20 protein-coding genes and 1 pseudogene are annotated in these 21781 nt (G+C 67.2%); 9 read left to right on the forward strand and 12 right to left on the reverse strand.

Annotation, left to right across the window (positions count from 1 at the left end):
* Nucleotides 1-33: 33 nt before the first annotated feature.
* Nucleotides 34-801, reverse strand: coding sequence for a hypothetical protein (locus AC5RTT_RS01265; RefSeq protein WP_494143672.1), 768 nt, complete (start codon nt 799-801; stop codon nt 34-36).
* A 180-nt stretch (nt 802-981) separates the two neighbouring features.
* Nucleotides 982-2022 (reverse strand): NAD(P)-dependent alcohol dehydrogenase, encoded by a 1041-nt coding sequence (locus AC5RTT_RS01270; RefSeq protein ID WP_494143673.1) that lies wholly within the window; start codon nt 2020-2022, stop codon nt 982-984.
* A gap of 151 nt (nt 2023-2173) precedes the next feature.
* Here AC5RTT_RS01270 and AC5RTT_RS01275 point away from each other — a divergent pair, with 151 nt between their 5' ends.
* Complete coding sequence (locus AC5RTT_RS01275; protein WP_494143674.1) at nt 2174-3052, forward strand: helix-turn-helix transcriptional regulator; 879 nt, start codon at nt 2174-2176, stop codon at nt 3050-3052.
* A gap of 22 nt (nt 3053-3074) precedes the next feature.
* Here AC5RTT_RS01275 and AC5RTT_RS01280 read toward each other — a convergent pair whose 3' ends face one another.
* Complete coding sequence (locus tag AC5RTT_RS01280; protein WP_494143675.1) at nt 3075-4238, reverse strand: PQQ-dependent sugar dehydrogenase; 1164 nt, start codon at nt 4236-4238, stop codon at nt 3075-3077.
* A gap of 317 nt (nt 4239-4555) precedes the next feature.
* Here AC5RTT_RS01280 and AC5RTT_RS01285 point away from each other — a divergent pair, with 317 nt between their 5' ends.
* Entirely contained in the window at nt 4556-5935 is a 1380-nt protein-coding gene (locus AC5RTT_RS01285; protein ID WP_494143676.1) for an LLM class flavin-dependent oxidoreductase, read from the forward strand.
* A 168-nt stretch (nt 5936-6103) separates the two neighbouring features.
* Here the strand turns inward: AC5RTT_RS01285 and AC5RTT_RS01290 are convergent, their stop codons facing one another.
* Entirely contained in the window at nt 6104-7003 is a 900-nt protein-coding gene (locus AC5RTT_RS01290; RefSeq protein ID WP_494143677.1) for a DUF817 domain-containing protein, read from the reverse strand.
* Nucleotides 6996-7814 carry an oxygenase MpaB family protein gene (locus tag AC5RTT_RS01295; protein ID WP_494143678.1) on the reverse strand — a complete coding sequence of 273 codons (819 nt, stop codon included), beginning with the start codon at nt 7812-7814 and terminating at the stop codon, nt 6996-6998. Before AC5RTT_RS01295 ends, AC5RTT_RS01290 begins: the two co-directional genes overlap by 8 nt.
* A gap of 322 nt (nt 7815-8136) precedes the next feature.
* Here AC5RTT_RS01295 and AC5RTT_RS01300 point away from each other — a divergent pair, with 322 nt between their 5' ends.
* Nucleotides 8137-9459, forward strand: coding sequence for an HNH endonuclease (locus AC5RTT_RS01300; RefSeq protein ID WP_494143752.1), 1323 nt, complete (start codon nt 8137-8139; stop codon nt 9457-9459).
* 115 nt (nt 9460-9574) lie between these two features.
* Nucleotides 9575-9997 carry a universal stress protein gene (locus tag AC5RTT_RS01305; protein ID WP_494143679.1) on the forward strand — a complete coding sequence of 141 codons (423 nt, stop codon included), beginning with the start codon at nt 9575-9577 and terminating at the stop codon, nt 9995-9997.
* A gap of 205 nt (nt 9998-10202) precedes the next feature.
* Here AC5RTT_RS01305 and AC5RTT_RS01310 read toward each other — a convergent pair whose 3' ends face one another.
* The 4 genes and pseudogenes from AC5RTT_RS01310 to AC5RTT_RS01325 all read right to left on the reverse strand — a co-directional run.
* Nucleotides 10203-10412, reverse strand: coding sequence for a hypothetical protein (locus AC5RTT_RS01310; RefSeq protein ID WP_494143680.1), 210 nt, complete (start codon nt 10410-10412; stop codon nt 10203-10205).
* Nucleotides 10409-10687, reverse strand: coding sequence for a hypothetical protein (locus tag AC5RTT_RS01315; RefSeq protein ID WP_494143681.1), 279 nt, complete (start codon nt 10685-10687; stop codon nt 10409-10411). Before AC5RTT_RS01315 ends, AC5RTT_RS01310 begins: the two co-directional genes overlap by 4 nt.
* Before the next feature lie 13 nt (nt 10688-10700).
* Nucleotides 10701-11648, reverse strand: coding sequence for a polysaccharide deacetylase family protein (locus AC5RTT_RS01320; protein WP_494143682.1), 948 nt, complete (start codon nt 11646-11648; stop codon nt 10701-10703).
* Nucleotides 11649-11704: 56 nt separating this feature from the next.
* A pseudogene (locus AC5RTT_RS01325) lies at nt 11705-12721 on the reverse strand (purine-cytosine permease family protein); the annotation flags it as partial.
* A 77-nt stretch (nt 12722-12798) separates the two neighbouring features.
* On the opposite strand from AC5RTT_RS01325, the gene AC5RTT_RS01330 reads away from it, so the two are divergent.
* The gene (locus AC5RTT_RS01330) at nt 12799-13719 is read left to right on the forward strand and encodes a PucR family transcriptional regulator (protein ID WP_494143683.1); all 921 of its coding nucleotides are present in this window, start codon (nt 12799-12801) and stop codon (nt 13717-13719) included.
* A 9-nt stretch (nt 13720-13728) separates the two neighbouring features.
* Here AC5RTT_RS01330 and AC5RTT_RS01335 read toward each other — a convergent pair whose 3' ends face one another.
* The 3 genes from AC5RTT_RS01335 to AC5RTT_RS01345 all read right to left on the reverse strand — a co-directional run bounded on the left by AC5RTT_RS01335 (nt 13729) and on the right by AC5RTT_RS01345 (nt 17298).
* Nucleotides 13729-14565 carry an IclR family transcriptional regulator gene (locus AC5RTT_RS01335; RefSeq protein WP_494143684.1) on the reverse strand — a complete coding sequence of 279 codons (837 nt, stop codon included), beginning with the start codon at nt 14563-14565 and terminating at the stop codon, nt 13729-13731.
* Between the two features lie 72 nt (nt 14566-14637).
* On the reverse strand, nt 14638-15891 hold the full coding sequence (locus AC5RTT_RS01340; RefSeq protein WP_494143685.1) for a M24 family metallopeptidase: 1254 nt from the start codon (nt 15889-15891) through the stop codon (nt 14638-14640).
* 51 nt (nt 15892-15942) lie between these two features.
* On the reverse strand, nt 15943-17298 hold the full coding sequence (locus AC5RTT_RS01345; RefSeq protein ID WP_494143686.1) for an MFS transporter: 1356 nt from the start codon (nt 17296-17298) through the stop codon (nt 15943-15945).
* A gap of 393 nt (nt 17299-17691) precedes the next feature.
* Here AC5RTT_RS01345 and AC5RTT_RS01350 point away from each other — a divergent pair, with 393 nt between their 5' ends.
* The 4 genes from AC5RTT_RS01350 (at nt 17692) to AC5RTT_RS01365 (ending at nt 21778) form a co-directional block, all read left to right on the forward strand.
* On the forward strand, nt 17692-18678 hold the full coding sequence (locus tag AC5RTT_RS01350; RefSeq protein WP_494143687.1) for a 1-phosphofructokinase family hexose kinase: 987 nt from the start codon (nt 17692-17694) through the stop codon (nt 18676-18678).
* On the forward strand, nt 18675-19460 hold the full coding sequence (surE, locus tag AC5RTT_RS01355; RefSeq protein WP_494143688.1) for a 5'/3'-nucleotidase SurE: 786 nt from the start codon (nt 18675-18677) through the stop codon (nt 19458-19460). Before AC5RTT_RS01350 ends, surE begins: the two co-directional genes overlap by 4 nt.
* A 168-nt stretch (nt 19461-19628) precedes the next feature.
* On the forward strand, nt 19629-20096 hold the full coding sequence (locus tag AC5RTT_RS01360; protein WP_494143689.1) for an LpqB family beta-propeller domain-containing protein: 468 nt from the start codon (nt 19629-19631) through the stop codon (nt 20094-20096).
* Nucleotides 20093-21778 (forward strand): DUF5671 domain-containing protein, encoded by a 1686-nt coding sequence (locus AC5RTT_RS01365; RefSeq protein WP_494143690.1) that lies wholly within the window; start codon nt 20093-20095, stop codon nt 21776-21778. The genes AC5RTT_RS01360 and AC5RTT_RS01365 overlap by 4 nt, the downstream gene beginning before the upstream one ends.
* Nucleotides 21779-21781: the final 3 nt, after the last annotated feature.

A 21781-nucleotide genomic window follows, 5' to 3' on the forward strand; every position in this document is an offset into this window, starting at 1 on the left:
GCGGGAACGGATGGCGGGATTCCTGCGGGTTTTCTAGCCCGCCGGCCGGAGCGAGGTGATCATCCTGCGGATGTTCTGGTACTCGGTGGTGTCCATGTACCTGCGGGCCTGTTCCAGGTACGGAAGGGACTCGGCGCCCGGGGTCCTGTTGTTCTCCGGGTTGTAGAACGCACCGAACATGGCGGCGGTGGGCGGCCAGGTGAAGAAGTGGAACATGGGGCAGGCCAGGTCACCGGTGGGGGTGGGAACGGAAACGATGCCGTAGGCGGCGGCCGGCGTGTCTGCGGGACCGGGCGTTGCTGCGTTGCCCCGGGTTTCATAGATGAACCGTGGCACCTCACCGTCCTGCGCAAGGGCCGGCAGCTCCTGCGACTCCAGGACCTCATAGGGGTACTTCTCCAGGCAGGTGGAGCCCGTGGCCATGTTGGTCCGCAGCGTGGCCATCGGCCTGCCGGCCTCGTTGGTCACCTCCGCGAAGGCACCGCCGCCCTCGGGAAGTTCCCCGGCGGGATCGCGCACGCTCCACGTGGCGGGGAGGTCGAACGCCAACTGGCCGTCCGCCGTCGTAAAGGTCTTCAGGGACCCCCTCGTGGCGGTGGTGGCGGGCGCGGGACTTGCGGCCGTTGCGGTTTCGGTGACGGGAGCCGTGGCCGCCGGTGACGTCGCCGCCGAGGGAGTTGGGGAGGCGGACGCTGCCGTTGTGGTGGGCGACGACGCCGGGGGTCCTGCCTGCGGGCCGCATCCGGCCACCGCCGCACCGACCAGGATCAACGCGGGAAGCAACGCGCCGGACCTTTTCATCACACCCTCCGGGGCTTGGAAAACTGGTCCTTCAATTGTGGAACTGGAGCTGGAATCCGGCCCCCCGAGCGGGCTGATTGCCGCAGAACCGTTGCGGGGCATAACAAAAGGACGTAGCGCCCCACGCACGACGGCGGGCCGGCACCTTCCGGGGCCGGCCCGCCGTTACGCGGTTCCCGGCTACAGCGTGGCGGTGTCGATCACGAAGCGGTAGCGGACGTCAGAGGCAAGGACACGTTCGTATGCATCATTGATCTTCCCCGCCGGGATGACCTCGATGTCGGCGCCGATGCCATGCTCGGCGCAGAAGTTGAGCATCTCCTGGGTCTCGGGGATGCCACCGATCATCGATCCGGCGAAGGACCGGCGGCCGCCGATCAGCGCGAAGGCGTTGACGGGGAGCGGCTCCGCGGGAGCACCCACGTTGACCAGGGCGCCGTCGAGCGTCAGCAGCTGCAGGTAGGCGCTGATGTCGATGGACGCGCTGACCGTGTTGATGATCAGGTCAAAGCTGCCGGCCAGCTGCTCGAAGGTGCCGGGATCGCTGGTGGCGAAGTAGCTGGTTGCACCCAGGCGCAGGCCGTCCTCCTGCTTTTTCAGGGACTGGGACAGGACGGTGACCTCGGCACCCATGGCTGCGGCGAGCTTGACGGCCATGTGGCCCAGCCCGCCAAGGCCCACCACGGCCACCTTCTTGCCGGGGCCGGCACCCCAGCGCTGCAGCGGCGAGTAGGTGGTGATGCCGGCGCACAGCAGCGGGGCAGCGACGTCCAGCTCCAGGCCGTCCGGAATGCCCACCACAAAGTGCTCGGTGACCACGACGTGGGTGGAGTAGCCGCCCTGGGTGATGGTGCCGTCGCGGTCCTCCGCGCCGTACGTGCCCACCATGCCCTTCAGGCAGTACTGCTCGTCACCGTTCAGGCAGTTGGCGCATTCACGGCACGAGTTGACCATGCAGCCGACGCCCACGCGGTCGCCCACCTGGTGCCTGGTCACGGCCGAGCCCACCTCGGTGACGACGCCGGCAATCTCGTGGCCGGGGACCAGCGGGTATTGCTGCGGGCCCCAGTCCCCGCGGACGGTGTGGATGTCCGAGTGGCAGATGCCCGCGTACTTGATCTCGATCAGGACATCGTGCGGACCAACCGTGCGGCGTTCGATGGTGGTGGGGATGAGGTCCTCGGAGGAGGACGGGGAGGCATAGGCCTTGACGGTAGTCATGGATCTCCTGTGATGTCTTTGGGGGTTGTCGAAATGCTACAGGGCTACCGGACCATCAAACCGGCAGTTGGGGTCCGTAACGAGGGTCCTGCTGTAACTGGTTCTGGCAGACCCACCCTTGGCTTTCCGCATCCGTCGTAACGTGTCCTCTATGGATAACCGAGCCGAAGTCCGGCAGTTCCTTTCAACCCGCCGTGGACGCATCACGCCCGAGCAGGCGGGACTGGAGCCGCACGGGGGCCGCCGGCGCGTGCCCGGGCTGCGGCGCGAGGAAGTGGCCCGGCTGGCCGGGGTCAGCGTGGACTACTACACGCGGCTGGAACGCGGAAACCTATCGGGCGTCTCTGACAGCGTGCTGGATGCGATTGCGCGGGCCCTCGAACTGGACCGTGCCGAGCACGACCACCTCTACGATCTTGCCCGGGCTGCGAACACTTCGGGCCGGAAACGGGTTGCGGCTCCCGTCCCATCCGGGGTGCGCCCGGAGCTACAGTACCTCCTGGATGCCATTACCGAAGCGCCCGCCTTCATCGGCAACAACCGGATGGACATCGTGGCGGCCAACACCCTGGGCTATGCCCTCTACTCCGACATGTACCGCAGCACCGCCAGGCCGGGAAACCACTCCCGCTTCATCTTCCTGGACCCACGGTCCCATGATTTCTACACGGACTGGGAGCGGGCCGCCCACACCAACGTTGCCATCCTCCGCCGCGAGGCGGGCCGGAACCCGCACGACAAGGGCATCGCGGAATTGGTTGGTGAGCTGTCCATGCGCAGCGAGGAATTCCGGACGCTGTGGGCTGCGCACAACGTCCGCCGCCATTACGCCGGAACCAAGTTCTTCCAGCATCCCGTGGTGGGACTCCTGGAACTGAATTACCAGGTGCTGGGCCTTGAGGAGGATCCCGGGCACTCCCTCACCGTGTACCCGGCCACCCCCGGCAGCCCCTCCGATGAGGCGCTCAAGCTGCTCGCCTCCTGGGCCGCCACCGAGAAGATCGTGGAACTGGCGCAGGCCGGCGCGTGAAACTGACGGGGTGCCGGCCGGCTCACCCGTCCGCCAGGTCGACGGCGAGGATCCGGTCATCCCCGGGTTGGGGGTCTCCACGGCCGTCGGTGTTGTTGGTCAGGAACCACAGCCGGCCGTCCGGCGCCACCGTCACGTCCCGGATCCTGCCGTATTCGCGGCTGAAATGCTCCGTGGACGTGCCGGGATCCAAGACGGGGACCGACCGCAAGACCTGGCCGCGCAGGTTGGCCAGGAACAAGGTGCCGCCGGCGTGGGCCATGCCGCTGGGGCTTGCGGCGCCGGGCCGCCACTGCTGGACCGGATCCACGAAGCCTTCCCGGCCAGCGATTCCCTCAACCGTAGGCCAGCCGTAGTTGGCGCCGGGCGTGATGATGTTCAGTTCGTCCCACGTGTTCTGGCCGAATTCGGTGGCGAACATGGTTCCATCGTCCGCCCAGGCCATGCCCTGCGGGTTCCGGTGACCGTAGCTGTAGACCAGCGAACCGGGAAAGGGATTGTCCGCCGGAACGTCACCGTCGGGCGTCATCCGCAGGATCTTGCCGGCCAGGGAGCCGCGGTCCTGGGCGCTGTCACGCTGGCTCGCATCGCCCGCCGTCACGTACAGCATGCCGTCGGGACCGAAGGCGATCCGGCCGCCGTCGTGGATGCTCGCCGACGGGATGCGGTCAAGGAGCGTGTCCGGCCGGCCCAGCGTGAGGGACCCCGGTGCGCCGCTGACCGGGAAGCGCTGGACCCGGTTGCCGTCCGCCGCCGTCGAATACACGTAAAGGTCACCCTGGCTGCCCACGGCAAGGCCCAGCAGGCCGGACTCGCCGCGGGCCGCCACCCCCTCCACCGTTCCGATGGACCGCGAGGAGCCGTCCGGGCGGAGTTCAAGGATCTGCCCGCTGTTCCGCTCGCTGACCAGCGGCGTCCCGTTCCGGAAGACCACCGACCAGGGAGTGTTGAGGTCCGCCGCCACCTGCTGCGGCGTGCCAGCGATGGTGGCGGCTGCGGTGGGAGCTTCGGTGGCGGGAGTGGAGGAAGCCGGAGCCGACGGCGGCGCGGCGGAGGTCTCGGGGGCAGGCGTGGTTACCGGTGCAGGGGACGTGGTGACCGGCGCGGGCGCCGGGGCGGCGGTGCAGCCGGCCAGCAAAATTGCTGCGCCAAAGGCGGCTGCCGCAGCAAGGACCCGATGACGCATGCGCTTCTCCCATCGACCCATATCCCAACCCTTCCAGCCACATTAACCCGCGTTGCGGATCATGGCGCCGCATTGCCTGCTTTGACCCCGGAATGGCGCAATAAGTAGCGCCATTTCCTCCCGTTTCACGGTGCTGGCCAAGGCAGCAGCGGCCGTGTTTAGGTGTTTCAACACCCGGCGCGTCGGGCACAATCGTCCGACGCCGGCGCTCACGTTCATCCCTTTCCGCGCCTTCCCGCGCCGTCCCTCCTGGCCGGCGTCCGGCGTCGTACCTGCCGCCCACTGACCCCTCTTCCCACTTCCGAAGGAGTACCCGCATGGCTTCCCAGAACCCGTCCCCGCAGCGCCGGCTGCACCTCAACGCCTTCCTCATGAGCACCGGACACCACGAGGCCTCGTGGCGGCTCCCGGAGAGCGACCCCCACGCCGGCAGCCGTGTGGAGCACTACCTGCAGCTGGCCCGCACCGCCGAACGGGGCAAGCTGGACTCCATCTTCTTCGCCGACTCCCCCGTCCTGTTCGGCGAAGTGGGTCGCCGGCCGGCCGGCAAGCTGGAACCCACCGTCCTGCTCACCGCCATCGCCGGCGCCACCGAGAGGATCGGACTCATCGCCACCGCGTCCACCACCTACAACGAGCCGTTCAACCTGGCCCGCCGGTTCGCGTCCGTAGACTGGGTGAGCGGTGGCCGCGCCGGCTGGAATGTGGTGACCACGGCCGGGCCCGACGCGGCCCGGAACTTCGGCGTCGACGACCAGCCCGCCCACGCCGTACGGTACGAGCGGGCGGCCGAGTTCATCGAGGTGGCCCGGAAGCTCTGGGACAGCTGGCAGGATGACGCCATCCTCGCGGACAAGGCCGACGGCGTCTGGGGCGATGCCGGAAAGATCCGCACCATTGACCATGAAGGCCGGCACTTCAGGGTCCGCGGCCCGCTCAACGTCCCCCGCTCCCCGCAGGGGCACCCGCTGATCGTCCAGGCCGGCTCGTCCGAAGACGGCAAGGATCTGGCCGCCCGGTACGCGGATGCGGTGTTCACCGCCCACCAGACCCTCTCCGACGCGCAGGAGTTCTACCGGGACCTTAAGGCCCGCACCGCGGCAGCCGGCCGGGACCCTGAAAGCATCAAGATCCTGCCCGGCATCGTGCCCGTGGTCGGTGCGACCGAGAAGGAAGCCCTGGAGATCGAGCGCGAACTGGACCGGCTGATCAAGCCCGAGTACGCCCGGATCCAGCTGGCCAAGACCCTCCGCGTCAATCCCGAGGACCTGCCGCTGGACCGCCAGCTGCCGGCCGACTTGCCCAGCGAGGACGAGATCGAGGGCGCCAAGAGCCGCTACACCCTGATTGTGCAGCTGGCCCGCCGCGAGCAGCTCACGGTGCGGCAGCTGATCGGCCGGCTGGGGGGCGGGCGCGGGCACCGCACCTTCGCGGGCACCCCGGCGCAGGTGGCGGACGCCATCCAGGAATGGTTCGACGGCGGGGCGGCCGACGGCTTCAACATCATGCCGCCGGTGCTGCCCTCCGGGTTGGACGCCTTCGTGGACCGGGTGGTACCCATCCTCCAGGAGCGCGGGCTGTTCCGCACCGACTACACCGGCCGAACGCTTCGCGAGCACTACGGCCTGGCACGGCCCGGGAACCAGTACGCCGACGCCGCGGCTGCGCAGCTGGCCTCAATCGGCGCGGCATTCTGAAATCCCACCGTAAGACGCCGCCCCAGTGCGCCGGGTGATGTTCGCGGAGGTCCGATGCCGGGGCCTTCTTGCTGCTGATGACGGATGTAGTGGGGTCCATAGCCTTCATCAAACCCCGGGCCAAAGTTCCAGCGAGGGCCCCGCTGAAACGGGTTATGGCGGAACCCCTTACTGCCGCACCTTTGCTGCCGCCGGGACTTCCCGCCGTCGTCCGTCTTCGTCCTCCGGCGGCTGGGGTTTGTAGACCCATGCCACCAGCACCACCGAGATAATCATCAGCAGGAACCACGCCACGAGCTTTTCCAGCCCCACAGGGTGCCAGCCGGCCAGCTGGCTCGGGTACAGCCAGGCACCGGACCAGGTGGCGATGTTCTCGGCGATCCAGATGAACAGCGCCACCAGCAGGAACGCGGCCACCAGCGGCATGCGGAACAGCCTGCGGAACACCCGGAAGTGCATCACGCACCGCCCATAAATGATGACGACGGCGGCCAGCAACAGCCAGCGCAGGTCCCAGATGTAGTGGTGGGTAAAGAAATTCGCGTAGATGGCCGCGCCCGGGACCGCTGTGATCCAGCGCCGGGGGTACGCCGCGAAGCGGAGGTCGAACAGCCGGTAGACCCGGACCATGTAGGAACCCACAGCGGCGTACATGAAGCCGCTGAACAGGGGCACCGCGCCGATGCGCAGGAATCCCTCGGCCTCGTAGGACCAGGAGCCGGCGTCGGTCTTGAACAGCTCCATCACGGTGCCCACGATGTGGAACAGGATGATCACCCGCAGTTCGCGGAGCGTCTCCAGCTTGAACAGCACCATGAGGACCTGGATGGCGACGGCGGCGAGGGTCAGGAAATCATTCCGGGCCAGGGCCGCGGTGTCCGGGTACCAGAGCCGTGCGGCCATCAGGACTGCGAGGAGCGTGGCACCGAAGATGCATGCCCAGCCCTGCTTGAGGCCGAACACCGCAAACTCGGTGAGTTTCGCTCTATAGCCGCCGGCTGGGGCGGTGGCCAGGAAGCGGCGGGCCCGTTCATCGATCCGCTGCTCAACTGAAGTGGAACTACGCACTGGCTCCCTGACGCTGTATGGGCTGGCGGTTCTTGCGAAGGTCTTTATCGAGTTCGGCCAGGCAGTAGTCCTTGAACCAGTGCCTGATTCGCCGCGGAAGCCGGGGATACACCACAGCCAGGACTTTCATAGTGCGTTCGAACCGGCGCTGCCGGCGCTCATTCCAAGGCAGGCCGAAGTCTTCCCGGAGCCGCTCCGGCAGGAGCCCGGCGGTGAGGAACCTGGCGGACGGGATGATGGCGCGGTACCAGAGTGCTGTGTGCTTGGGATAGAGAAGTCCGCGGCCCACCCGCACGCCGCCGGCCTCCGCCCGCAGCGTGGAAATACGCCCGTCCCAGTAGCGGCGGAAGGCGTCCCGGTCTGCCGGCCATAGCTCCCGGGGCAGCTGCAGGGCCGTCCCGATCCGTGCGTAGTCCTGGTACATCGCATCGGCTGATTCGTCGTCGAGCGGGCCGTAGATCTTCTCGATGATGGTCACCGCGGTGTCATAGAGCGTGGCAACCACCCAGAGCTGGAGTTCCGGATCGAAGGCGTTGTAGCCAGGCGATGCCTCGGAGTCGGCTTTGTGGACGGGCACGTGGGCGAGGTTCACCCTGCGCCGGACCTCTTTCACCTGCTCGTCGGTGCCGTAGACGATGGCGTAGACATAGGTCAGTGTGCCCTTGAGCCTGTTGACCGGGCGGCCGACAAACGTGCTGTGCTCGTCCACGCCGCGCCCCACGGCGGGGTCTGCAAGCTGCAGCAGCAGCGCCCGTCCCGCCCCCGCGAGCAGGATGGTTTCTGCGCCGTAGTCGGCCATTCCTCGCACCATTTCAACAGGCTACCGGAGGGGGCTTCAACGGACGATGCCGGGCGGCCGGCATGTGGAAACCCACCTTGGCGTCTGGGGCTGCTGATTTCACGGTATCGGTTGTAGCGTGGAGCTCCTCTAATCCCGTTGACCGCGGTTTTCCACATAGCGTTCTTGCCTGAACCGGATTGTCAGGGGTCGCTGGAAGACTCTATTCATGAAAGCAGTTGGGGCAGCGGCAAGGCCGAAGAACGGTACGGTGGCGGGGCATTGTGGTGTCGCCACGTTCGCTGATGCCCTGGCGATCCTGGCTGCTGTGCCGGTCGCCTCTGATGGTGCGGGGATGATTGACCAGCTGCGGCAGCTGGAGGATCTGAAGTCCCTGGCCGCCGCCCGGCAGACCGATATCGCTGTTGCCTTTGACCTGTCCCAGCGGCGGGAGCAGGCCGCGGCCGGTGTCCCCGCCGAGGAGCAGGGCGCAGGCGTTGCCGCCCAGATCGCGCTGGCGCGGCGGGAATCCCCAGCCCGCGGCGGACGGCTCCTCGGGATGGCGAAAGCGCTGACGGGGATGCCGCGGACGCTGACAGCGTTCCGGTCCGGGCGGCTGAACGAGTGGCGGACCACCCTGGTGGTGAAGGAAACCGCCTGCCTGACCACCGAGGACCGGGCAGCGGTGGACGAGGAACTCGCCGCCGACACCGGCACACTGGACGGGGCCGGGGACCGGGCCATCATCAACGCCGTCCGCACCGCGGCCTACCGACGCGACCCCCGCTCTGTCACGAGACGGGCAGCCCACGCCATGACCGAGCGGACAGTATCGTTGCGCCCGGCGCCGGACACCATGACGTACCTGACCGCAATGCTCTCCGTCCACGAGGGGGTGGCCGCCTACACCGCCCTGACACAGGAGGCCGACGCCGCCCGCTCCGCAGGGGATGAGCGGTCCCGGGGCCAGGTCATGGCCGACACCCTGGTCGAACGCGTCACCGGCACCCGGGGCGGGATCACCGGCATCGACCTTCAAGTCGTGATGACCGACCGGGCCCTGTTCCAGGGCGACAGCGAACCGGCCAAAATCCCCGGCTACGGCATCATCCCCGCCGAAACCGCCCGCACCCTCCTCCTCAGCGCAAGGAAAACTGGCAGGACAAACGCGGCTGCAGCCGACACCGAAACCAGCACCGGCACCGGCACCGGCTCAGAAACGCATGACAAGCAAGACCTGGCCCTCTGGGTCCGCCGGCTCTACACCACACCCGGCACAGGCGAGCTCGTCGCGATGGACTCCCGGGCCAGGCTCTTCCCGGCAGGGCTCAAACGCTTCCTCCAGGTCCGGGACGACACCTGCCGCACACCGTACTGCGACGCGCCCATCCGCCACCACGACCACATCACCGCCTGGCACAACGGCGGAACCACCACCGCGAAGAATGGCCAAGGGCTCTGCGAAGCCTGCAACCACACCAAAGAAGCCCCCGGCTGGACAGCAAAACCGCTACTGACACCGGGCCTCCGGCACACAGTCCAGACCCGAACACCCACCGGGCATCTCTACCGATCAACGGCACCCCCGCTCCCCGGGACTCCATGGCGCGCTGCAGGTGCATCCTCCAGCCGGCAACGCAAAGTTGCGCCCTTATTTGAACCAAGCGGAGGGCCCTGACTAACCTGCAGGGGGCAGGCCAGGCCTCCGTGGTCCGTTGATTGCAGTGTGTCCTCTAGTAAGGTCGGGCACGGGGAAGGACGCCAGGAACACCAACGAGCAAAGGGGCAACATCATGAGTGGAGTAGTGGTTGTAGGGGTGGATGCCAGCGCGTCCGCGAGGAAAGCAGCGGAAATGGCCCTGGATCTGGCCGAATCGCTGAAAGCCTCGCTGCACGTGGTGACCGCCTTCGATGTCGACAAGGCTGAGACATTCGGCGCCGGGTCCGACCAGGTCCGGATCTCGAAGGCAGACAGCGCCGAAATCGTGGCACAGGAACTGTCCAGGTCCCGTCCGGGCGTGCAGGTGACCCACTTCGCGGCCCGGGGCAAGCCCGCAGACGCCCTGATCAAGGAAGCCATGCGCCTGGACGCGAAGCTGATCGTGGTGGGCAACCGGAGGATGCGCGGCATCGGCCGGCTCCTGGGCAGCGTGGCCAACAGCGTGGCGCACAACGCCCCGTGCGACGTCTACATCGCCAACACCTACGAAGATTAGGCGCCTGCCGCAAGCGCATCGCTTTAGGGATGCGAACGGCGGCGGGGCTCCCGCCGCCGTCCGCATCCCCTTCTATTGCGGGGCGCGGGCCACCTGGACCACCGGTATGACTCCTGGCGGAGCCATGCGCCCAACACGGCCAGCGCACTAGTCCAGGTTGTTCCCTGCCGTTTCGTGCCCGCCCTTAAATACTAGGCAGGCGTACTCAGGTTGACGCGTCCCGTTCGATTTCCTCGGCGAGCTCGTCCACGTCTTCGGGGCGCATGTCGATGCCCTCCTCCTCGAGACGTTCCTCAAGGACGTGGCTGACGTCGTCCTGCACATGACCCAGGTGGATCTCGTCCTTGATCTCCTCCGCGATGGTTTCCGGAGTGGCGATGTGGGAGCTTTCAGGCTGGTTTTCGTCGTCATTCACTGGGGGTCCCCTTCCGACTCGTCCTCGTGCTGCTGATTCTTGTGGCGCGCCTCCTGGAGGTGCTGTTCCAGCTTTTCCTCCGCCTCACGGCGGCGCTGGCCCACTGTACGTATCTGGTCCGTGGTGGGTGCCGTATGCGCATGCAGGTGGGGGCCTGCGTCGTTCGGGCCGCCAGTCTTTTTCTCTTGCATAGTGACATCGTCCCACCGGGCAGGGGCGGCGGGAAGGCGCAGGAGGCGGACGACGCCGGTGCATGCCCGCCGTCGTTTGCCCACCTTCTCTGCGGTCCTACGTCAGCGCGCCCTCCCGCACGGTCGCGGGTTCCAGGCGGGCGCCGGCGCCCGGGTAGGTGGGCACGTCGATCCGGCCGTGCGTGTGGACCGCGTCAGCGGTTGCCTTGGTGTGAAGCGCGATCTCCTCCATGGTGGTAACCCACATGCCCTCCATGCCCTTGACCCGCTCGATCAGCTGCTCCAGGGCCACGGCCTTGGACGGCCGGCCGGAGATGAACGGGTGGTTGGTCAGGACGAAGCAGCTACCCTGGGAATGATGCGCCTCGGCCTCGAGCGTCCACATCTCCAGCACCTTGGCCGGGCTTTCGATCACGCCGCTGCCGGTCACCCCGGGATAGAAGGCGTACTGCTCCCAGTCATCCAGGGCCCAGTCCACGGGGATCTCCACAATGTCCCGGGGATCATCGGCGGCGACGGCCATGCGGTAGGGGGCATCGCCGTCCAGCAGGCTGGAATCGTAGAGGAAGCCGCGATCCGCCAGCAGCCCGGGCGAGTGCCAGTTCAGCTCCCACCACGGCGCCCGGTACCCCACCGGACGGATCCCCGCCACCTTGGCAAGCGCCTCCAGGCCCCGGTCCAGGTAGCGGGCCTCGGTGGCGGCGTCAATCCCCTGCATGGGCTCGTGGAGGTAACCGTGGTGTGCCACCTCGTGCCCGCCGTCCACAATCTCGCGGACCACATCCGGGTAGGACTCGGCGGTGAAGCCGGGGATGAAGAACGTTGCCCGGATGTCGTGCCGCTCCAGCATCTTCAGGAGCCGCGGCACCGCTACCTTGGGCCCGTAGGACTGGTGGGTCATCAGCGACATCCGCCGGGTGCTGGCGGGGTCGTGGGCAATGGTGCAGGACTCGGCGTCCACGTCGAAGGTGAAGGACGCTGCAGCCTTGAAGCCCTCAGGCCAGGTCATGGGATGCAGGAGGTCCGCGATGGCGGGCTGGTTCACGATGGATCCTTTCGGCGGGCGCGGAAGGCGCGCCCGCCCGGGAGTAGCGGAGGAAGTTAGGGGACGGGAAGGACCGCGGCGGTGCCGCTGCCCTCGGACTTGGAAGCGGCGGGGCTCTTGAGGCCGATGTAGCGGACGTGTGCCCGGGGGCCGAGGACCGCGTAGACGCCGGCGCTGGTCAGGCCGCCTGCCAGCCAGGACAGGTCCCAGCCGCCCAGGGCCACTGCGATCGGGCCCTGCATGACGGGGATGAGGCCGTACATGAACAGCCAGGTGGCGAAGATGCCGGCCAGGAGGGAGGTGACGCCCGCCCAGTTGACGCCGGGAAGCCGGTGGGTGCCTACGCCGTCGAACAGCCGCTCGGGGTCACCCGGCCAGCGCTTGTCCAGCCAGAAGTAGTGCACCAGCATGACCCCGCCCCAGGCGGCAACCCAGGCCACCAGGCCGATCAGCCAGGCGTCCAGGACCGCTGCGAAGTCCTCCTGGAAGATGAAGAAGACGACGGCGATGAGCGAGAAGACGCCGACGAACAGGTTCAGCTTGCGCCGGCTGATGGAGATGTCCAGCGCCTGCGTGGCCACGGAGAAGGTGTAGATGTTCAGGATGTTTGTGGCGATGGGTCCGTGGAGCACCATCAGCAGCACCGGCAGTGCCAGGACGCCGAAGTTCTGCACAATGAGCTTGCCGGGATCAACCTCGCCGCTGTTCGTTGCCAGGCTGGCGCCCAGGACGCCCAGCCAGACCACCGGGATGAACTGGCCCAGGACGGAGGCCAGGTAGACCTTTTTCTTGGGAACTTCGGTGCTGACAAAGCGGGAGTAGTCCGCGGCGTATGTGAACCAGGTGATGCCCCAGCCGATGCCGATCGCCGTCATCACGGCGCTCATCGCCGCAATTCGTTCCGAGCCTTCAAGGATGTTGCCGGCAGGCCCGGCGTAGCCCCAGTCGATCTCCATGCCGAACCAGGCCACGGCGGACATGACGGCCAGGATAACGATGGTGGGTGGGACGGTCCACTTTTCGAAGGCGGCGATGGCCTTGTAGCCGAACCAGGCGATGGCCACCTGGCTGGCAGGAAAAGGACGACGACGGCAGCAGCCCGGGCGGGCCGGAGCACATTACGGACACGGCCACCCGGACGGCAATCAACGTGGACATCCCCGTGCGCGGCGTGCTGATGGGCCGGCTGGAGATCGAGATCCCAACCGGCGTGGACGCCGGCCTGGCCCGCGTGGCCGGTGACCGCGCCGTCGACATCCTGGGTTTGGCACTCCTGCAGCACACTCCACCCGGGCTCCATGCCCAGGCCGGCGCGGAACTCATGCGGGCAGTGCTGACGGCCGCGCCTGCCTGGCGGCTGGAGCAGCTGGCTCCGGCCGCGGGGTTCCCGCCGGAATCCCCTGCCGTAGTGGCCGCCATTCACGCGGCGGGGCCGCAGAAACTCCGCCGCGCCATCGAATCGTTCCTGAGCTCCAGCCGGATTCCCAGTGCCGCGTACCAGGACGACGCGGAGCTCGTGGTGATGATGGCCCTCTCCGGGACCGATACCTCCGCCGGACGGCGGAAGCTCCTGGAGTCCCTGCAGGGGCTAGACGGCGACCACGATGCCACGATCGCCCTGGGGCCGCCGGCAGGCACGGTGGCGGAGGCTGCCTGGTCGCTGGCGGAAGCACGCCGCGCCCTGGATGTCCGCCAGATCCGGCGCAGGAACGCGTCAGCGCGGAGGCGGCACCCGTCCCATGGGCTGGTGGTGCTGGATGCCGAGGACACCGCCGTGGAGAGCCTTGCGTTGAAGGGGATCAACGCATCGGCCCGGGACGCGTTCGTGAACCGGCAGCTGCGGGCCATCCTGGACCATGATGCACAGCGCCAGTCGCAGCTGCTGGAGACCCTTCAGGTGTGGCTGGACTCCGGGTGCAACACAGCGCAGTCCGCGCGGGAACTGCACCTGGAACGGCAGTCGATGCACCACCGGCTGCAGCGGATCTTCGAGCTGTGCGGCGGCGATCCCCGCGGCACGGGCAGGCTGGCGGCGCTGCACCTGGCGGTGCGGATGGCGGGCCTGCCTTAGGGCACAGGCCTAACTGGCGGCGACCGCGCGTCCGCCCAGGCGGGTGGTCACCTGCGCCGCCGCAGCGACGCAGGCCTCGGCCAGGTTTTCCAGCCGCTCCCGGGAGACGCGGAAACGCGGCGCGGGTATGAGTACGACGGCTACAACGTCCCCGCGGTGGTCAAAGACGGGCGCGGCAACCCCCACCTCGTCCATGGAGGACTCGCCGTAGTTTTCCGCCCAACCACGGCCCGCAACTTCCTTTAGCCGGGCCTCGTAGGCGGCCAGGCCGGCGTCGTCCATTCCGGGGAAGGTAATGGTGCCGCTGCGGAGCAGTTCGCGGACGCGTTCGGCGGGCAGGGTTGAGAGGAAGACCTGCACGGAGGCGCTCATCGCGTCCCGGTAGCGGGCGCCGAGGGGCGTGGTGTGCTTGATCTGGTGGTGGCTGGCGATTTGTTCCACGCAGATGGCTTCATCGCCGTTCCAGAGCATGAGCGCGCTGGTTTCGCCGGTCTGCTCGGTGAGCCGGCGGAGGACCGGGTAGGCCACGCGGCGTTCCTCCATCTCGGCCAGCAGCGGCCCGGCCACGGCGATCAACCCAAGGCCCAGGCGGAAGCGGCGGGTTTCCGGGTCGCGTTCCACCAGGTTTTCCTGCTCGAGGGTGGCCAAAATCCGGGAGACGGAACTCTTATGCATGCCCACGCGGTTGGCGATTTCGGTGACGCCAAGCAGCGGCTCGTCGGCGGTGAAGGTGCGCAGCACGGCGATGGCATTGACGACGACGGAGGCGCCTTTCGTGTCCGCACTTCCGTTGGTGCCGTTGACGTCGGTTTCTTTGGTTGCTGCTGGAGTCATGGTAGGCATCATCTTTCCTTATCTTCGTCGGAGACGCCGAAAGCGGCGCCGCGTGGAGCGCGGCGCCGCCTGGGTGTTGGGCGCTTACGCGCCGATGATGTTGTGCTCGGGGCCGAACGGGAACTTGGTGATGTTCTCCACGCTGTCCTCGCCCACCACCAGGATGTCGTGCTCGCGGTAGCCGCCGGCGCCGGGCTGGCCGTCCTGGACCGTGATCATCGGTTCCATGGAAACGACCATGCCGGGCTCCAGGACGGTGTCGATGTCCTCGCGGAGCTCGAGTCCGGCTTCGCGGCCGTAGTAGTGGCTGAGGACGCCGAAGGAGTGGCCGTAGCCGAAGGTGCGGTTGGCGAGCAGGCCGTGGCTGATGTAGATCTCGTTCAGTTCGGCGGCGATGTCCTTGCACACGGCGCCGGGCTTGATGAGTTCCAGGCCACGCTTGTGGACCTCAACGTTGATGTTCCACAGCTCCAGGGAGCGCTCGTCCGGCTGGCCGAGGAAGAGCGTGCGCTCCAGGGCCGTGTAGTAGCCGGAGGTCATCGGGAAGCAGTTCAGGGACAGGATGTCGCCCTGCTGCAGCTTCCGGGTGGTGGCCCAGTTGTGGGCGCCGTCGGTGTTAATGCCGGACTGGAACCACACCCAGGTGTCGCGGACTTCCCGGTCCGGGAAGGTCCTGGCGATCTCGTGCACCATGGCCTCGGTGCCGATCAGGGCCACCTCGTACTCGGTGATGCCCTCGCGGATCGCGGCGCGGATGGCCTCGCCGCCGAGGTCGCCGATGCGGGCGCCGTGCTTGATGACTTCGATTTCCTCGGCAGACTTGAACATGCGCTGGCGCATGGCGTCCTGGGAGACGTCCAGGAGTTCAGCGCCCGGGAAGGCGGCGGCGATCTTCTCGCGGGTCAGGCCCGGCAGGAAGTCGTCCTCGACGCCGAGCCGGTTCGCCTTGACGCCGCGCTGGCGCAGGGCCTCCTGCAGGCCGAAGTAGAAGTTGTCGCGGCGCCAGTCCGTGTACACGATGTTCTCGCCGTACGAGGTGCGCCACGGCATGCCGGCGTCGATGTTGGCGGTGACCGTGACCGAGTCGTTGGCGGTGACCACCAGGGCGTAGTTGCGGCCGAACGTGGTGTACAGGAAATCGGAGTAGTACTTGATGCCGTGGTAGCTGGTGAGGATGACCGCGTCCAGGTCCTTGGCGGCCATGATCTGGCGGAGGCCGCCCAGGCGGCGCTCGAACTCTGCATCAGAGAACGTGAGCTTGCCCTTGGTGCCGTTGTGGAGGACCTTGAGGCGCTCGAGTTCGGCGATGGAGGAAGCGTTGTCGACGGTGGTGGTCATGGGGTGTTGCCTTTCTATCGTGCGTTTAATGCGTGTTGGTTTGGAAGGAAGCTATTGGTGGCGCAGGGGCTCTTTGCCGGTTTCCCTGGAGAGAGCCACGGCCACCAGGGAGACGACGGCGGCAGCTACGAGGTACCAGGCCGGAGCCAGGTCGCTGGCGGTGGCCGCAATGAGCAGCGTTGCCATGAACGGAGCCGTGCCACCGAAGAGGGCATTGGACAAGTTGAAGCTCACGGCGAAGCCGCTGTAGCGGACGCGGGTTGGGAACATTTCCGCCAGGAAGCTGGGCAGGGTGCCGTCGTTGAGGGTGAGCATGGCGCCGAGGAGGACCTGAACCAGGACGATGACCAGGAAGTTTCCGGTCCCCAGCAGCGCGAAGGCAGGGACAGTCAGGACGATGAAGGCGATGGACGCGCTGATGAGCACCTTCTTGCGCCCGTACCGGTCCGAGAGCATGCCCGTAAGGAAGATGAAGCCGATGTAGGTGACCAGCGCGATGGTTGTGGCCAGGAATGATTCGGTTTCGCCCAGGCCCAGCTCGGAGGACAGGTACGTGGGCATGTAGCTGAGGATCACGTAGAAGCCGACGGCGTTGAGCAGCACCGCACCGACGGCCTGCAGCAGCTGCCGCCAGTGGTTCCGGAACAGGCTGGACACGGGCGCCTTGTCAGCATGGTCTTCGGCGGCCAGTTCGCGGAATACCGGGGTGTCTTCGAGCTTGTTCCGGATATACCGGCCTATGAGGCCCATCGGGGCTGCCAAGAGGAACGGAAGCCGCCAACCCCAGCTGTGCAATGCTTCGGCGGACAACAGGGTTGTGAGCAGGCCGGCGATCAGTGAACCGAGGAGCAGGCCGGCGGCGGTGCTGGCCGGTACTACCGCAGCGTAGAGGCCACGTTTGCCCGCAGGGGCGTACTCCACCAGGAAGGCTGACGCCCCGGCGTATTCACCGGACGCGGAAAAGCCTTGGACAACCCTGATGATCAGGAGCAGGACAGGCGCCCAGATACCAATCGTGTCGTAGCCGGGGATCAGCGCTATGCAGAAAGTGGCTCCGGACATGATCAGGATGGACAGCGAGAGGGCTGTCCGCCGCCCCACCTTGTCTCCGATGTGTCCCCACACGAACCCGCCCAGCGGGCGGACCAGGAATGAAATCGCGAAGAGGGCGAACGTCAGCAGGAGCCCGGTCTGGGGATCCGATTCGGGAAAAAAGACCGTCGCGATCGTGACGGCGAGGTAGCCGTAGACCGCGTAGTCAAACCATTCCACGAAGTTGCCAATGAAGCTGGCTGTGACCACCCGGCGGCGAACGTCCTTGTTCGCCGTCGGTGCAGGGTTCAGGGGAGCGGTGTTGGCATCGTTGGCAAGCACCTCTGCCCCGGCCGGGGTTGATTCGTTACTCATGTGACCACCAAGAAAATTTGGAGTTGCACTGTTTGCAACCTTGTTGCTCTAAGTTAGATCGTGATGTGCGGCACAGTCAAGAGCTCAAGGGAAAGTCCTTCATCAGTTAATCCGGGGATATCGCCAACCCGGCTTGAATCCCGCACTGTTTCATCTGTTGCTAGCAGTGCAACAGCGTTCCCAATATTCGCTATTGGGCATCAGAAGGACGGACCGAGATCCCGTTCCGGGAGGGCGCACCGGTACCCTCTTCCGCGATACGCTCTGGCAAGGCAACTACTAAGGATGCTTAGTATTAAAGGGCGTGTCTTTCCGACGACAACCGGATGACTCCGGGAAAGGGGCAACCATGGCATCGGTTCCAGTTGCAGCACCAAGGGGGCAGGGGGACGCATGGGTTCCGTAGTGATCTTTGCGCCGTCCCCGGTCCTCACCGTCACGGTGGAGGAAGTCGAGGACACCGCTGACATCCACGTCCATGCGGGCGGCCAGGGCGTGTGGCAGGCCCGCATGCTGAAGGCGCTCGGCGCCACCGTCACCATGTGTGCCGTCTTTTCCGGGGAAACCGGACGTATCTTGCGGCACCTCATCGACGACGAAGGGGTCCGGGTCCTTGCCGTATCCGGTGAAGGCAACAGTGGCGCCTACGTGCATGACCGCCGCGGCGGCGAGCGGGATGTCGTGGCGGAATCGCCCGGACACCGCCTGACGCGCCATGAGCTGGATGAGCTGTACGGGGTGGCGCTGCAGGCAGGGATGGAGGCCGGGACCGTGATCCTTAGCGGCACCGGCCGGGAGGATTCGGTTCCACCGGATCTGTACCGGAGGCTGACCGCAGACCTCCGCACCGCCGGATGCACGGTCATCGCTGACCTTGCCGGTGAAAGGCTCAAGGGTGTCCTGGCCGGCAAACCGGCAGTCATCAAGATGTCCGATTCCGAAGTGGTGGACAGCGGCCGCGCCGAGGCAGCCGAGACAGACCAGCTCATCAAGGCCATGCACACGCTGGCCGACGAGGGCGCCGAAACTGTCATTATCACCCGCGCCAAACAGCCCTCGCTCCTCCTCCATGACGGCGAAGTCAGCGAGATTCACGCTCCACAGTTCGAGACCGTGGAAACCAGTGGTGCCGGTGATTCCCTCACCGCCGGCGTGGCCGCCGTCCTCGCCGACGGCGGAAACCTGCACGACGCCGTTGTGCTCGGAACCGCAGCGGGCGCCCAGAACGTCACCCGCCACGGCTTGGGATCGGGCGAGGCGGGAGCCATCCACGAAGTGGCCAAGCTTGTCCGGATCGTTCCCTTGGAGGACAGCGGCGGGGACGAACCGGCGCAGCAGGTTAGCCCCGACGAGCTGGCACGAAAGGTCAGGACATCATGAACCAGCCCACGCGCGTCCTCATCACCAACGACGACGGCATCGGCTCCCCCGGCCTGCACGCCCTGGCTGCCGCGGCAGTGCGCGCGGGCCTGAGCGTGGTGGTGGCAGCACCGGCCGCCGAGGCCAGCGGCAGCAGCTCCTCCATCACCGCAGCGGAAGAGGACGGGAAGATTTCCATCGAAGAGCGGCAACTGGAGGACCTGGACGGCGTTGAAGCCTTCGCCGTCCACGGCGCCCCGGCGTTCATCACCATGATCGCCACCCACGGCGCTTTCGGCCCCCCGCCGGACATTGTCCTGTCCGGGGTGAACCGCGGGGCCAACGTGGGGCGGGCCATCCTGCACTCCGGAACCGTGGGGGCTGCGCTCACAGCCGGCATCAATGACGGCCGTGGCCTGGCGGTCTCCCTGGACACCGGCCTCAACCCCGACACGATCCACTGGGACACGGCCGCGCAGCTGGCCACCGGCCTGCTGCCGTTCCTGATGGACCAGGACCCGGGCAGCGTCCTGAACCTCAACGTCCCCAACAGCGCCGGCCCTGAGCTGCCCGAGTACCGCACGGCCACGCTGACGAGGTTCGGCATCGTGCAGACCACGCTTGCCGAACGCGGCCAGCAGCACGTGCGCCTGGCCATCGCGGACACGGCAGAGACGCCTGACCCGGACAGCGATGCGGCACTGCTGGCAGCAGGCTTCGCCACGGTGACGGCCCTCCAGTCGGTTACCGGGACGGCGCTGCCGTCCCTTGACGCACTGCCCCGCGCCGCGGCTGGGAGGTAACCGGCCAACCGGGCGGGCACCCGGAGGAGGCGTACGACGGCGGCGCTTCTCGCCGTCGTACGCTTGCCGTGCCCGCCTTCCAAAGGCGTTCCGCCGGCGTTAAAAAGGTGACCAAATCGCTCCCGAAAGCCTGCAGCCGATGTGCGTTCCATAGCCCATACTTGCGGCATGGATGGTGCAGCGGGAAAACCCGACCGGATCCTCGCGGTTCTGCTCGGTGTCATTGGCGTGCTGGTGGCCGTTGCGCTGGCCGTGGTGTTCCTGCGGGGTGACCCGAAGCCGCTGGACGAGAACAGCCCCGCCGGCGTGGTCCAGCGGTACAGCGCGGCAGTTATCGACGGGGACACCGCAGCGGGCAGCGCCTATCTGACAGAAGAAGCCCGGGCCCAGTGCGCCGAGGGAAAATACATCGGCATGCCCCGTCCCGACCGGGTGGTCCTGGTGGACACCAACGAACGGGCGGATTCGGCCACGGTGACGGTCTCTATCGTCGAGTCTTCCGGCGGTGGCCCCTTCGGCCCGTCCGAGTTTGAATCAGAGGACTCCTTTTCGCTCGTGAAAGACGGCGGAGCGTGGAAGATCGCCGCGGCCCCGTACACCCTGCTTTCCTGCACCGGAACAGCAGCAAGGCCATGAGCCTCCAGCTGCAGCCGGGAACCTCGTCACTGTCCCACGCCCAGATGACACTGCGCCGGCTGATCCAGTACGCCCTCCTGTTTGCCCTGGTGGCGATTGCAGCCTCCGGCGTCAGCGGGCTGCTGGAACTCCTGTTCGAGTCCGCGTCCGTACTCGCCACCACCGATGCGCAGGGGCTCGCCGGCGGACTTTCCTTCACCCTGATCGGCGGGCCGCTGGCCCTGCTCCTGTGGTGGTTTCTGTGGCGCAGGCTGGACGAGGCGGAGCGCACGGCAACCGGCTGGGGCCTGTACCTGGCCGGGATGTACGCGGTCTCGCTGATCATCGCCACCACGTCGCTGCTGGAATTTGCGGCCTCCTGGATCGGCACGTCACGGGCCCACTGGGCGTCCCCGTTGGCCACTGGCCTGGTCTGGACCGTCGTCTGGGTCTGGCACCGCTGGATGTGGCAGCACCCGGACAAAGGGGCCGCCCACCTTGCGGACATCCGCACCACCATCGGAACGGTTTTCGGCCTCGTGGTTGGTATCATCGCAGCGATTTACGCGCTGGGCGGGCTCTTCGACGCCGCCATCCGCGGCAGTCTTTCGCTGACGGGAGCGGCTCCGTGGTGGCATGCCGTGCTCCGGTCTGTTGTGTGGGCGGCCGGTGGAGGTGCGGTCTGGTGGTGGCACTGGATCCACGAGGACGGACGCCGGCTTCGGACCGGGCTCGTTGACGTCAGCACCATCGCCGTCGGAATCTTCGCGGCCGGGATTACCGCGCTGGGTGGAAGCGCTGTGGTGCTGTTTGTCCTCCTGAGGCTGGCCTTTGACCCCACCGATCCGACCGGTGACATCCTGGAGCCCCTGGCTATCGCCCTGGCTGCAGGCCTGGTCGGGGCGGTGGTGTGGCGCTACCACCGCGCGGTGGCTGTTGACCGTTCCGTTGAAAACCGGCGCGCGAGCCTCCTGGTCACCTCGGCTGTTGCCCTGGCCGCGGCAGCCTCCGGGATTGGCGTAATCATCAATTCTCTTCTGGCCGCAGCGGTATCGCCGCTGGCCGGCGGCACGGAGCGGACCCTGCTCCTGGGCGGCATCAGCTCGCTGGTGGTAGGTGGCCCGGCCTGGTGGCTGGCGTGGAAACCGGACAAGCAGCCGCGGAGCGCGGATGCGATTCCGCCGGGGAGGCGGATCTACCTCATCGCGTTCTTCGGCGTGAGCGCGGTGGTGGCACTGATCGCCCTGCTGGTGATTGCGTACCGGATCTTCGAGTTCCTGCTGGGCGGGGTGTTGGGCGGCAGCGTGGTTGACCGGATCCGCGGACCGCTCGGGCTCCTGGTGGCCGCCGGGCTGGTGGCTGGGTACCACTTCGCGCTGTGGCGGCGTGACCGCGCCCTTCTCGCCGCAGCCGGTCCCGTCCGCAAGCGGGTGATCGACCAGGTCACCCTGGTGGCCGGTTCCGGTTCCGAGACAATGGAAAAGGCCCTCATTGAGATCACCGGAGGTGCGAGGGTCACGGTGTGGCAGCGGGCCGACGACAGCGGGACGGCCCCGCCGGAGCCGGGCACCTTTCCTGTCACCGGCGGGAGCGTGGGCCGACTGGAACAAGCCCTCGAGGGCATCACAGCCCGGCACGTCCTGGTGATCCTCGGCACCGATACCCGCGTGGAGGTGATCCCGCTGGAGGGAAGGGGCGTGTAGCGG

The sequence above is a fragment of the Arthrobacter sp. Y3221157 genome (assembly GCF_059089865.1).